Below are 12,662 nucleotides of genomic sequence, written 5' to 3' on the forward strand. Positions count from 1 at the left end.
AAACCCAAATGTCCGCGAAATGTTACAGCGGCCAAAAAATTTCATTGAAAATCGGGGTGAAATGTTACAACGCTCGGACATTTCAAAATCAGTCTGCCATTTTGATCCGTTCCACCAACGAATTTCTGCATTGAATTTTTAGACAGATAGCAGAAATTATAATAGGTGTTATTATTAAGCAGACACCGTAAATCAGTAATGGAATAAAAGGAAAAGTATATTGAAAATAAGTTAATCCATTCGCAGACAATATCCGTACTAACAAATAACCCATCAAGGTTCCTGCCACAACCGTAATAATCAAGCATGGAATAATCAGTAAGACACTTTCATGCAGCAGCATTTTCTTTATCTGTTTTTTTGTCATACCGATAGATTCCAATATTCCAAATTCTTTTCTCCTTGTACTGATACGACTAATCAAGGTGTTTGTCAGATTAAAAATGCTAAACATAATGACAAAGGCAGATACCCCATAAACTTGTACGCTGGTATTATGAATCGTATTTGCCGAAGATGCTTTTACCTCTTGTAAGGTTTCCATTACCAAATCAGGGTGTCGGGACAGTATATTATTTAATTTGCTTTCTACTGATTTACCCACTTTTTCATATTCAGGTACGGACAAAGTTAAGGAAGCTGTTAAATCCATATCGCCCCACAACTTTTCTATGGTTTCTTTGGGGAGATAAAAGCCCTCATTCATACTTTTTTCGGAAGTACCGGCAATCAAAATATCTATGCTGTGTTCAGCCCCATCAAACCATCGTAATGTCACTTTTTCTCCTATTGACGGGCAAGCATGATAGACTTCTTTCTGTACGCTTGTTCCTAATATAACCATAGCGTCTTGTTTCACCAATGTTTCGTATGTCCAATCAACAGGAAGCGTTTTCAAAATTTCCTCCTGATTATCAGGCGTAATCGGAATAATGGGAATTTCTAATTGTTCATCGTGATACTCAATAATGGCTGCGGTTCTCTCCGTAGCATAAATCTCTTTAACTTCCGGGATTTGTTGCAATTCTTCCATGAGTTCTTGTGAAAAAGGCGTATTAACTTGATACTCCGAAATACCATACGGTTTCGGGTTGACTAATGTATTGTGGTTAATCGTAATATAATATTCTCCATCTTCCAAATTCCCCATTCTTGCAAAGGAATCTGGATTCCATGATGATATAAAAGTGGCTCCAACCATAAATAAAATCCCGCCGATTGCAAGCGAGGCAATCGTCAGATTGTGTTTTTTTCGATTCTGCTTTTCGCTCAATACGGCTAAAGAATACGGTGAGAGCCGAATATGATTTTTCCTATTCTGCACTCTACTTTCTTTTAGTTCTGGATCGTTTCCAACATATTTTGTTGCTTCAATAGGGGAAATATTTGAAGCTATTTGTGCGGGCTTGTATACGGAAATTTGTACGATGATAATGCCTAATATTATTGCTAAAATACTTGTGGCTATGGCATTGATAATCGTTATTCCATTCGGCTCTAACAAATATGCAAATATGATACCTACTGTAATACCGGCAGGTATTCCGAACAGGCAGAAACGATACCCTTCTTTACGAATCATCCGCTTAATTTGTTTTTCTGTCATGCCAATAGTTTTGAGCTGTCCAATCTGCGATACTTGATTTGATACCGAAAGGTAGAACACACTGTATATGACAATTCCGCTTGAAAATGCAATAAAAAGAGTAGCTAAAAGAACACCTCCCATTCCTGATCCACTAATAAGTGAGGAACAGAATTTGCTATTAAAATAAAGTTGGTTCCTGCTTATGTCTTGGGATAAAGCCAGACGATATACTGTATTCTCAAAATCAATAAGTCCCATTTCCGTGGCACCATTTACACGAATCAAGGCACTATATGGAATATCCGATAATAACACACCCTGTTCTGCATACGCTGGGGAGACATAAAAGTAAAATGTTCCTGTTTCCACATTATCAGTAAAACCAGTAATGATGAAATCCTCTGTTTTACTCCCCGCCGTTGGTAAAGTGATGGTATCTCCTATATTTAGCTGATACCCCAGCTCTAATTGAACATTTTTATCAATTACAATTTCATTGTACTGTTCTGGACAGGTTCCACTGACTAATTCATAGGATTTTATAATTCCAAAACCAGTCGGCATATAAACCGCTTCAAATTTGATCCCATCCATCAGAAAACTATCACTATGCTTATAGGGTACAATATCTTCAAGATCAGGTTCTTTTTTCAGAACTTCTATCTGTTCTGCTGTAAGCCCCCCGATGGTAGCTTGCTGCATTTGATTCAAAATCTTTTGTTCACTAATTTTGCTGCCTTGTTGGAATAAGGAGATTCCCACAATCAAACTAATTGCCAGCGCAATGGTCAAAACATTAAAAAAGCAAAAAATACGATTTGAAGATACATTGCGTTTTGCTAATTTCTTTACAATGGCGCTGGTGTCATTCTCAAAAGGCCATGTCATAGTTGTATCACCTCCATATTTGATAAGGGTATTGTAAAACCCAAATGTCCGTGAAATGTTACAGCGGCCAAAAAATTTCATTGAAAATCGGGGTGAAATGTTACAACGCTCGGACATTTCAAAAAAATTTACGGCGGGCAGCCGGAAATGGCCGTCCGCCGAAACATACTACACGATCTTTTAGATAGATTGATTGTGAAATAATTTCAATCCAATCACCACATCTATCATAAGTTCCACAATGAGAATTATACTAATGGCAAAATTAAAATTACATAGGTTATATAATCCGATATAGATTTCACAAGTAAGAAATACAACTTGCAGACACAAATTTAAGTATGTCACTAAATGCTCGTTAGTTCTATTCCACAATCTAAACAGGAACATTGTAAAAATAGGTTTTCCAGCAAAAGCAAAGAGTACTGACAATATCGGCACCAAAAATATATAGTAAGAATCTACTGCATTGCTGGGGGTTGTACCTACCCATTGAATTGCTATATTATCAGGAACAACGAAAAATAAAACAATAGATAAAATAACATTGATTATTAAGATGATTGTTGTTGCTTTGCAAAAATTGATTTTTTTCATGGTGTTTTCTCCTGTTATAAGTGTGCTTTATTTAGTCGGCAACATAATGGAAAATTCCGAACCCTTGCCCGGCTCCGAAACCACTTTGATATAGCCGCCCTGCCGTGTTACGATCTCGCGGGCCAGATACAGGCCAATGCCCACGCCCTGCTGTTCGTGTACTTCTTCCTCACGATAGAAGCGCCGGAAGATGGCGGCCTGATTGCTTTCGGAAATGCCCTTGCCGGTGTCGGCTACTTTGATTTCCACATACATTTCCCACAGCACCACCGACACAGCGATTTTCCCGCCTGCCGGGGTGTACTTCACCGCATTGTCCAGCAGGTTAAAAAGGGCTTCGGATGTCCACTTGCTGTCATGGAAAACGGTCAAATCCTCCGGGCAGTCCACGGACACGACGATTTCCTTTTTCTCTGCTGCATACACAATTCCACTCATGGCCTGTGCCACGGTATCAAAGAGGCGGCCCGGTTTCTTATCCAACTGGATCACGCCCGTTTCCAGCCGGGAAGTTTTCACAAGGGCCTGAAAGAGAAAGTCCAGCTTATCCGTCTGGCTGCGGATTCCCCGGATAAAGTCGGTGCGCTCCGCCTTGGTCATAGGCTTTTCCAGCAGCGTGTCCGTCGCCATTTTCAGATTGCTTACCGGCGTTTTCACTTGATGGGAAATATCCGATACAAGGGTCTGTAACTCCTGCCGTTCCTCGTCCACCCGGCGGCGGTTCTCCTGCATGATCTGATAGAGCCTTGCCAGCCGGTGTCCAATTCTGGCAAGCTGGGTTTCGCTGTCCTCTGGCCGCTGGGGCGCTTCATTTCCGGCGATCATGTGGTCTAAAGTCTGGCATAGGTCAGCGGTAAACTGCGACAGCCGCTTTCCAAACGCCTGCGTCAGTACAAAAATCCCCACAAGGGCGCACAGCAGCAGCGCCCCGCCCGTCAGCAGCACCGCCGTCTGTTTTGTCACAAGAAACAGGGCTATGGTGATCCCGGACATGGAAAGGACAAGCCCCATTGCTACCCGGCCAAACAGCCGCTTTACCGAGAGGTTTTGCAACTTCATTTTGCCTCGCCTCCCGTCCATTGATAGCCCATGCCGTAAACAGTTTTGATGTAGGGCGCGCCGCCGTCGGATTCGATCTTACTCCGAATCCGGCTGATGGAGGTTGTCAGGGTGTGTTCGTCCACAAACTTCTCGTCTATATCCCACAGCTTTTCCAAAAGCTGCCCACGGGTCAGCACTTGCCGGGGATTTTTACGGAACAGGTTCAGCATTTTGTACTCCATCGGGGATAGGGTCAGGGGCTTGCCGTTTAAGGAAGCCGTCTGCTCCGAGAAGTCCAGAAACAGCCGCCCGTCGTCGTAAATGTCCTTGGCCGGTTTGTGGTGTTCCAGCATGGCGAACATGGCTTTGATTTTTCGCTGCAAGGCCCCGATCACAAAGGGCTTTGTGATGTAGTCCACCGCGCCCACCTCATAGCCCCGTATCTGGTCGCTCTCCTGATCGTTGGCGGTCAGGAAAATCACGATGGTATCCGGGTGCTGGGGCTTTATCAGCTTGCACAGTTCAAAACCGTTCCCGTCCGGCAGGTTGATGTCCAGCAGCACTAAATTAAATTCCCGCTGGCGGATGGCGTCGGCTGCGGTTTTGGCATTTAGGGCAGAAGTCACGCCATAGCCGTCTGCGGTCAGGTTATAGGCCACCATCTTATTCAAAAAACTGTCGTCCTCGACAATTAAAATCTGCTTCATATCCTCACTTCCTTTGCTTTTTGCAGATAGTATAACAGGCAAATGTCCTTTGTTGCAGAAAACACAATTTTCTGATAAAGGAAAATTTACTCCATTGTTTTAATGCGCTCGATCACAGGATGTCTTTTGCTATATCGTACAGAGAAAACGGAGTAAGCGGCCAGTATGAAGAAAAGCGCTACAAAATATATGCTTATTTCTAAAACTGGAAAATGATAAGTCAATGTCCCGAATGTCCCAACCTGATTGAAAACTTTGCAAAGTACAAATCCTGTTAAAGTTCCAATCGTTAAGGTTAAAATAGCCGTACCAGAAACATAATAGAAACATTCTGTTTGCAGCATTTTGGAGAATTGCTTACTGCTCAATCCCACAGACTGTAAAATACCAAATTCCTGCTGTCTTGATATAATGTTTGTCATTAGCGTGTTGATAAGGCTGATTAGCCCAAAAACAGCAATGAAAAATACCAATCCGTATAACGGCATTTTTATGTTATCCATTTCCTCTTGCAGATAAGTAATAATATCGCTGATACTGAAAACTTCTATACCTCCACGATTTTCCGCCAACTGGAAAATCTTATTCTCAACTTCTGTAAGCTGATCTCTTTCCACATCTACAATGCAGGTTATGTTGAAGTTGGAAACATTTTCTTTCATCATAGGTAAGAGTTCCTGCGGAAAATAGAAAGAAGCTGAATCCCCACCGAGATTAGGAGCTTTCCCAATCCCCATTACAGTAAATTCTTCCCATTGTCCATCCGCTGTTTCCACTTTGACTATATCGCCAATTTGAGGAGTGTAATTATAATAGTCGCTTAACAGCTTGGCGGAATTATCTACGATAACTCCTTTTCCGTTGATAAGTTTCTGGCGGTCTGCGGTTCCCTCAATTAGTCCTTGTGAAAAGGCCTCGTACTGATTTTCGGGGATTCCAATTTGGGTAAAGAAATGGCTGTTACCATCCTTGAAAGGAGTGGGAAATTCCATATTTGAAACACAGCCCTGTATAAATTCAATATTCTTTACGCCATCCATATCTGAAATCGTTTCTTCCAAAACTTCATCCAATGGATTTTTCGTTTGAAGTGCATTGATCCCGGCGGGGCGATCTTCCGCATTTGTGTTGGCGGGATCAAGGGAAAGTACAATGTCGCCATTTGCAAATTGCTGTTTTGCCATGCTTTCTACATCAGTTGAATTAAGGTAGGTGGCGGCACACATCAGTAAAACTCCGGCAAATCCCAAAGACAATACGGTTAGTATAGCTTTTTTCTTGTTCCGGGCAAAGCTCATTCGGGCAAGCGAAGATGGCGTAATTTTTCGATGTTCGATCCGCGTTTTTTCTGTCGCCGGTGTATCAGTCGTATTGATTCGCAGCGCCTCAATAGGCGATACCATAGAGGCTTTCTTTACAGGGGTATGGACAGCAATTTTCAAGGCAATTTCTGTAACAAGGGCAATCACAACGGCACATTCCAGTGTAGTCATCCAATGCCAGCCGTCCGGGACGAAACAATAGCCCAAAACACTTCCCAATACAACACCGATAGGAATTGCAGCACAGGATAACAAAAAACTTTCTTTTCGCACGATACGCTTGATCTGAACCGATGTAGCCCCCAGCACACGCAGTCTGCCATATTCATGTGTTTTCCCGATAACAGAAATGTAGAACAGGCTGTAAATAACCAAAGAACAGGCCAGTACAATTAAACTGCTTGCTCCGATAATCACCAATAGCTCCAGCGTGGATTTTTCTTCTGCCAATCCAAAGTAGGTAGAGCTATACATAACATACTGTTCAGGTACACCGCTTTGTTCCGCAATTTCGTTTATCAGCAGTTTCAAAGTTTCGCTGTCCATATTTTCGGTATTTTTCACGCGAACCAAAAGATCGTAACAGTTTGCTTTTTCATACCGGCTATATAAGCCATCCGATACAATGACTTGATAAATACGGGACGCATTACTGCTTTGAATAATGCCGCAAACATGATATGTCTGATTTTTTCCAAAAGGCATATCCAGTGTAACGGTTTGATCCAGTTGAACCGGCAACCCTAAATGCTCCAAATAGGACTGTTCCACAATGATTTCATTTTCTGCCTCCGGCATTTTTCCCAGCAAGTCAGTAACGCCTTTTAGTTCAAGTGCATTTTGATCTCTGTAATACACATCCAAAGTATAGTCATTGATACGGCTCGTTCCCATTGCAGCCTCTTTGCCGACTGCTTCAATCTGGTTGTTATGTTCCAGTTTTTCAAAGACGGTACTGGTACTGTTAATAAAGCTGCCCTGATAGCGTCCTTGCAGATAAAGCCTATTTTCACGGTCTGTTCCGAGATTATATAGTGCTAATACCATCATCAAACTAACTGCAAAAGCAATCGTTATGATAATAAACGCATTGCGTCTTTTATCCGCTTTCATGCTTCGGTCTGCTAATTTTTTTACAATGGCGCTGGTGTCATTCTCAAAAGGCCATGTCATAGTTGTATCACCTCCATATTTGATAAGGCCATTGTAAACCCCAAATGTCCGCGAAATGTTACAGCGGACAAAAAATTTTATTTTTTTGCATTTCTCTGTTATAGCAGTTCAAAATAATAACTCTATTATAGGCAGTTATCAAAGGTTTATCAATGCGGCAACTGTAAACAGATTCTCTGCCAAAGACTCTTAAAACTACTGGCAAGCAATGCAATCTTACGTAAGATTGCGTATTTAGCAGAAATCCCGTTTCCGGAATTCCTGCTAATGCTTGTTGGTGACATATCCCCAAACCCCTGAGATCATTGCCGGTGGCAATGGCTGCGCGTTCCGTTGGAACGCTGAAAACCAAAAGCAGACAAATCTTATTGACGGGATTTTTCTGTGCTGCGCTGCGGTTGTGGTGGGGAAGAAATCTCTAATAGATATTCCACATTGGCCCGAACATTATGAAGTTCTTTCATATCATTTTTGGCCTGCTTATAGGCAGAATAGGCTTTCCGTTTTTGTTCCAGAAGATCGGTGTATTCCTCTCGGAGAGATTTGACAGAGGGGAGCTTTTTGATTCCCAGTTCGTCAAAATGATTCTTCGCTGTCTGGTGCAGTAAGATTTCCGCCTCATGTGCAACACGGAATTAAAAGGCTGAGCGCCAGCGGAAAAGATACCTCCTGTCTACGCATTTAGGGCGTTAAAAGTCCACGGAAATCAAGGGTTTTTCCGCATGGCCGGCAGGCAGGTGGATAAAGTTATCCTGTTCCCCGCAAAACGGGGTTCTAAATGCGGGAAAAAGGACAAAAAAGAAGCGCCGGATGCAGAGGCTTTGATACCTCTGCGCCCGGCGCTTTTTCAGCCTATTAGCTGATCTACATAGGTAATTAGAGGGTGCAGATGTTTCAGGCGAAACATCTCAAATAACTTATCTGGATTTACCCATTGAACATCCACAACTTCTGTTTCCTGTAAACGCATTTCTTCAATCTTTATATTCTTATGAAATAGCCAAACATCGTAAAAATCCTGCACATTTTCCCGTCTGCTCTGATAAATCAATTTTTCACTTCCGGGAGTAAGCAGTATTCCTAATTCTTCTTTTACCTCTCGGATTGCTCCTTGTAAACTGGTTTCCCCGGAAAGTACAGAACCACCCGTACATTCCCAATAAAGAGGGTATTGCTTTTTCGGATGCCGCTGTGATAAAAGATACTGCCCCTGCTGGTTGACGATCCATACACTCACAGATAAATGATACAGCCCTTTGGGTATGATTTCTCCACGGCACACTGTTATTCCAGACTTTTCCCGTTTTGCATTATATAAATCCCATTTTTCCATTTTCATACCTCTTTGTGTGGGATCGGTGCTTGCCGAAAATCAAGTAAGTAAATATCCGCAATCCTTTCTATTTCTGTACGCTGATCTGCGGAATACTTATCATAAATCCCGCCTGCTAACATACGGGCTGCCTTTGCGCTTTTAATTGCTGGAAGCACATCATCAAACACAATACAGTGTTCAGGTGCAACCCCTAATTTTCTTGCGGCCAATTCAAAGACATCCGAATATTCTTTTCCCCGCTGAACCTCATCTGTTGAACATAGAGCGCCAAATAATTCTAAAATAGAATTGTTCTTTAAGCATGGAATATAGAGCTTTTCCGGCAACCCCGTAGCAACTGCAAGTTTTATTCCATGTTCTTTTAAGCACAGAAGATAATCAAGGGCATAGGGCAGCAGACCGACATGGTTGCTGTATTCCTCGACCGCCATATTATTCCATTCCTCAATAATTCCCTCTACCGTTTCCTGCAATCCAAAAAGATCAATGGTATATTGTGCGGCTTCCTCAAAACTCCTTGCACATATTTCAGTTACATAATTTTCCGGGACGGGAAGATTTCTCTTTTTCAAAAACTGAATATCTATATGCTCCCATACATCCATTGAATCCAGAATTGTTCCATCTAAATCAAAGATTGCCGCATTAAAATCCATTTTTCTTTTCCTTTCCGCAAAATAAATCTTTCAGTTCCGCAGCAGCAGCTTTTATATCAGACTGCGCTATGATGGCAGATACAACAGCCAGCCCGTCAATTCCCATGGGCTTGAAACGCCCTGCATTTCCCTTATTGATACCGCCAATAACAACTATCGGCAAAGAAACGGCTGCGCGGATTTTCTGTAATTCTTCCATTGATACAGAATCAGCGTCGGTTTTAGTTCCAGTAGGGAACATTGCGCCAACTCCCAAATAATCTGCACCATCCTGTTGTGCCTGTATTGCTTCTGCAATGGAAGATGCGGATACTCCCAACAGCATATTTTCCCCAATTACTTTGCGGACGGCAGCCGCAGGTAAATCATGCTGTCCAATATGTACCCCCGTAGCCTGCACAGCCATTGCAATATCTATCCGGTCGTTTATGATAAGGGGAATATGGTATTTATCCGTAACCTGTTTCACGGCAACAGCCTGATTGTAAAATTCTAATGAGGACAATTCTTTTTCTCGGAGTTGTATCATTGTGCAGCCTCCTAAAATTGCCTGTTCCACCGCTTCTGTCAGGCTATCGCAGCTCATTAGTTGACGATCAGTAACAAGATAAAGTGTATAATCAAAGTTCATTTTGCACCTGCCTATTCTTTAGATAAACCATGCTGATACAATTCGTAGAAATGGTGCGTCGGGCCACAGCCTTTCCCAATCGCAAGAGAGTGTTCGATTGCCATTGTGACATATGCCTTTGCAGATTCGACTGCAAGCGGAACACTTTTTCCCTTTGCAAGCTGGGAAGCGATTGCAGAAGAAAAGGTACAGCCTGTCCCATGAGTATTTTTCGTATCAATGCGGGATGTTTCAAAATGGTAGAAATTTTCTCCATCAAATAGGACATCAACAGCATTTCCTATATGATGTCCACCCTTGACAACAATCGCCTTACAACCCATGGCATATATTTTTCTTGCGGCAGCCTCCATATCTGAAACTGTGGAAATCTGCATATCCGCTATTTTCTCTGCCTCTGGAATATTCGGAGTAAGTACATCGGCAAGTGGAATTACTGTGTCTATCAAGGTGGAAACCGCCGTAGGATTCATCAATGGGCAGCCATTTTTGGCATACATAACCGGGTCGATTACAACATTTTGGGGCTTATATTGTAATAGTTTCTTTGCCACCGCTTTCATACATTCTGGTGTAGAAAGCATCATCATCTGTTATGCAAAATTGCTTTAGATAATCCAGCCGCACTTCCGATTCCGTATCATTTACAAAGTTCAGCATGGAGTAGTAAAGCTGAATTTCTCTTAATGTAGCAGCATGAAAAATTGCCTTTCCGTATATGCGGGCATAGTTTTTCAGATAGATACTATCCTGAATCATATATCTCTTGAATTTTTCAAGAGGTAGCTTTCCAGTTTGCACTTCCTGCACAAATGGGGTAGCTGCACATTCTTCCCAAATGGGGATGTTGTGGGTTAAGATGTCTTTCATAAATGCCATGTTTGATCCTCCTAAGATAAAAAAATAGAGCCTCTAAAACAATTAGAAGCTCTTTCAGACGCAATACGAGCGTAAGAAATTGCTTCCCTACGCCGGTATTAGCCGACAGGTCCAGAGGTCAGGTCTTACCTTTTTCAACTTGTTCAGTTCCCTCGCAAACACATATCATATCTTATTCAATTAAAAAAGGACATTCCCAAAACAGAGAATGTCCAAAAAATACGAATCTGTATTCTTCAGCTCCCTGCGTTGGTATTAGCCAACAGGTTCAAAGGGTCAGGTTTTAACCTTCTCAACTACAAGGTAGTCCCCCTGCTTGAGTATTATTATAGTTAAGAAGTCCCGGAAAGTCAAGGTCTATAGAATTCAAGTTAGCAAACCTTATTGACGGGATTTTTCTGTGCTGCGCTGCGGTTGTGGTGGGGAAGAAATCTCTAATAGGTATTCCACATTGGCCCGAACATTATGAAGTTCTTTCATATCATTTTTGGCCTGCTTATAGGCAGAATAGGCTTTCCGTTTTTGTTCCAGAAGATCGGTGTATTCCTCCCGGAGAGATTTGACAGAGGGGAGCTTTTTGATTCCCAGCTCGTCAAAATGATTCTTTGCCGCCTGGTGCAGCAGAATTTCAGCTTCATGTTCTGTTTGGAATTTTTTGCTGTACCCGGCTTTGCGATATTCTACATAGACAGCCCGCGTTTTCGCATAGTTTACGATCTGTTTTTGCAGCTCGGCATTGGCGTTCATTTTTGACTCCAGATCTTTGATCTGAACGGATAAGGTATTGAAATTAGTGGTAGTGGCGTTGGCTTTTTCCAGAAGATCCTCATAACCCATATCGCCATGTTCTTTTAAGTAGAGCACTGCCTGAGAAAGCTGCTTTAGGTTGAACACTTTTGCCCAGCGCTCATAACCAGGGCCCTTGCCGGAACGGATTGCAGCTTCAATATCAACCAGCAATCCAACTTTGGAAACCGTTTTTTTAGAAAAGGCATGGCGGGGTTTTACTGTCCGTGTACCGGCAATCCGTTCTTTGATGGCCTGTTCTGTATAATCGCCTTTGAGCGTATCGCATCGGGTATAATTTTCTTGTCCCGGAACTCGGAACCGAAGATGTTTTCTTTCACGGTTGACTTCCAGCCCAGCAGTTTCCAGCTTCTGTAGAAGTTCCTCAAAATCTTTTGGCTTTTCCTCTAATGCAGCATCAATAGCAATGCGTATCTGCTCCTGAAAGGAAAGCTGCTTTTTATTTCCCAGCCATGTGCCATAATGCTCCCGGCTGGGTTTCGGATTTTCTACAATCGAAAGTCCATGCTCCAAACACAGCTTGTCATTCATTCGCCGGATTGCCCAGGTAGAACCCCAGAAGTTGCGAAATTTTTTCTGACAGTCCAGTGTAGTAGAGTTGATAATGATGTGATTATGGACATGGTGCTTATCCACATGGGTGCAGACAACAAAGGCATGGTTTCCTTTTGTGAGCTTCAGTGCCAGCTCCCTGCCGATCTGATTAGCTTCTTCTGGCGTAACTTCGCCGGGCTTAAATGCCTGACGGAGATGGTAGGCGATCACATCATCTGCACCCTGATTTCTGCCGGTCAGATTTGCATACTGTCGTTTGGAAAGAAGAAACTCTGCATCAGCAAGCCGGGTATCACACTCATAGCCATAAATGAATTTTCCAAAATCGGTTTTCTGCGGATTTTCTACATAATCAATAATATCTGAGATCGCAGTAGAGATATTCCGACCTTTTCCTACATGCAGAGGCATCAGTCTTGTGGTCGCTATTTTCGTCACCTCCTTAACTTAATTCCAATCAGAGAAGTTATAATTGCAGAAAA

Annotated in this window: 11 protein-coding genes and 2 riboswitches; all 11 genes read right to left on the bottom strand. The window is 42.4% G+C overall.

Going from position 1 to position 12,662, the window contains the following annotated elements:
- Window positions 1-88 precede the first annotated feature (88 nt).
- Window positions 89-2,476, bottom strand: coding sequence for an ABC transporter permease (locus ACH9UM_RS09440; protein ID WP_090141176.1), 2,388 nt, complete (start codon window positions 2,474-2,476; stop codon window positions 89-91).
- Between the two features lie 180 nt (window positions 2,477-2,656).
- Window positions 2,657-3,073: a hypothetical protein gene (locus tag ACH9UM_RS09445; protein ID WP_005362406.1), complete on the bottom strand. Its 417-nt coding sequence runs from the start codon at window positions 3,071-3,073 to the stop codon at window positions 2,657-2,659.
- A 27-nt stretch (window positions 3,074-3,100) separates the two neighbouring features.
- Complete coding sequence (locus tag ACH9UM_RS09450) at window positions 3,101-4,132, bottom strand: sensor histidine kinase KdpD (RefSeq protein WP_005361155.1); 1,032 nt, start codon at window positions 4,130-4,132, stop codon at window positions 3,101-3,103.
- Window positions 4,129-4,821, bottom strand: a complete 693-nt coding sequence (locus tag ACH9UM_RS09455) for a response regulator transcription factor (RefSeq protein WP_400091164.1) — start codon at window positions 4,819-4,821, stop codon at window positions 4,129-4,131. The genes ACH9UM_RS09450 and ACH9UM_RS09455 overlap by 4 nt, the downstream gene beginning before the upstream one ends.
- 86 nt (window positions 4,822-4,907) lie before the next feature.
- Window positions 4,908-7,316 (bottom strand): ABC transporter permease, encoded by a 2,409-nt coding sequence (locus ACH9UM_RS09460; RefSeq protein ID WP_118651042.1) that lies wholly within the window; start codon window positions 7,314-7,316, stop codon window positions 4,908-4,910.
- Between the two features lie 847 nt (window positions 7,317-8,163).
- Entirely contained in the window at window positions 8,164-8,649 is a 486-nt protein-coding gene (locus ACH9UM_RS09465; RefSeq protein WP_227085118.1) for an NUDIX domain-containing protein, read from the bottom strand.
- Between the two features lie 2 nt (window positions 8,650-8,651).
- On the bottom strand, window positions 8,652-9,308 hold the full coding sequence (locus tag ACH9UM_RS09470) for an HAD family phosphatase (protein ID WP_055149110.1): 657 nt from the start codon (window positions 9,306-9,308) through the stop codon (window positions 8,652-8,654).
- The gene (gene thiE, locus ACH9UM_RS09475; protein WP_004611584.1) at window positions 9,298-9,939 is read right to left on the bottom strand and encodes a thiamine phosphate synthase; all 642 of its coding nucleotides are present in this window, start codon (window positions 9,937-9,939) and stop codon (window positions 9,298-9,300) included. Before thiE ends, ACH9UM_RS09470 begins: the two co-directional genes overlap by 11 nt.
- An 11-nt stretch (window positions 9,940-9,950) precedes the next feature.
- The gene (gene thiD / locus ACH9UM_RS09480) at window positions 9,951-10,493 is read right to left on the bottom strand and encodes a bifunctional hydroxymethylpyrimidine kinase/phosphomethylpyrimidine kinase (RefSeq protein WP_400091168.1); all 543 of its coding nucleotides are present in this window, start codon (window positions 10,491-10,493) and stop codon (window positions 9,951-9,953) included.
- Complete coding sequence (locus tag ACH9UM_RS09485) at window positions 10,468-10,818, bottom strand: hypothetical protein (RefSeq protein ID WP_400091170.1); 351 nt, start codon at window positions 10,816-10,818, stop codon at window positions 10,468-10,470. Before ACH9UM_RS09485 ends, thiD begins: the two co-directional genes overlap by 26 nt.
- 66 nt (window positions 10,819-10,884) lie before the next feature.
- Window positions 10,885-10,982, bottom strand: a riboswitch (TPP riboswitch).
- 60 nt (window positions 10,983-11,042) lie between these two features.
- A riboswitch (TPP riboswitch) is annotated at window positions 11,043-11,142 on the bottom strand.
- 57 nt (window positions 11,143-11,199) lie between these two features.
- Window positions 11,200-12,609: a relaxase/mobilization nuclease domain-containing protein gene (locus ACH9UM_RS09490; protein WP_400092433.1), complete on the bottom strand. Its 1,410-nt coding sequence runs from the start codon at window positions 12,607-12,609 to the stop codon at window positions 11,200-11,202.
- Window positions 12,610-12,662 lie beyond the last annotated feature (53 nt).

It is taken from the genome of Mediterraneibacter torques, assembly GCF_044591705.1.
Lineage (GTDB): Bacteria > Bacillota > Clostridia > Lachnospirales > Lachnospiraceae > Mediterraneibacter > Mediterraneibacter torques.

What these genes read in the sequence shown, in the direction of transcription:
- thiE (WP_004611584.1), bottom strand. Translation starts at nt 9,939, where the DNA reads ATGAACTTTGATTATACACTTTATCTTGTTACTGATCGTCAACTAATG.
- ACH9UM_RS09455 (WP_400091164.1), bottom strand. Translation starts at nt 4,821, where the DNA reads ATGAAGCAGATTTTAATTGTCGAGGACGACAGTTTTTTGAATAAGATG.
- ACH9UM_RS09485 (WP_400091170.1), bottom strand. Translation starts at nt 10,818, where the DNA reads ATGGCATTTATGAAAGACATCTTAACCCACAACATCCCCATTTGGGAA.
- ACH9UM_RS09440 (WP_090141176.1), bottom strand. Translation starts at nt 2,476, where the DNA reads ATGACATGGCCTTTTGAGAATGACACCAGCGCCATTGTAAAGAAATTA.
- ACH9UM_RS09450 (WP_005361155.1), bottom strand. Translation starts at nt 4,132, where the DNA reads ATGAAGTTGCAAAACCTCTCGGTAAAGCGGCTGTTTGGCCGGGTAGCA.
- ACH9UM_RS09445 (WP_005362406.1), bottom strand. Translation starts at nt 3,073, where the DNA reads ATGAAAAAAATCAATTTTTGCAAAGCAACAACAATCATCTTAATAATC.
- ACH9UM_RS09460 (WP_118651042.1), bottom strand. Translation starts at nt 7,316, where the DNA reads ATGACATGGCCTTTTGAGAATGACACCAGCGCCATTGTAAAAAAATTA.
- ACH9UM_RS09465 (WP_227085118.1), bottom strand. Translation starts at nt 8,649, where the DNA reads ATGGAAAAATGGGATTTATATAATGCAAAACGGGAAAAGTCTGGAATA.
- ACH9UM_RS09470 (WP_055149110.1), bottom strand. Translation starts at nt 9,308, where the DNA reads ATGGATTTTAATGCGGCAATCTTTGATTTAGATGGAACAATTCTGGAT.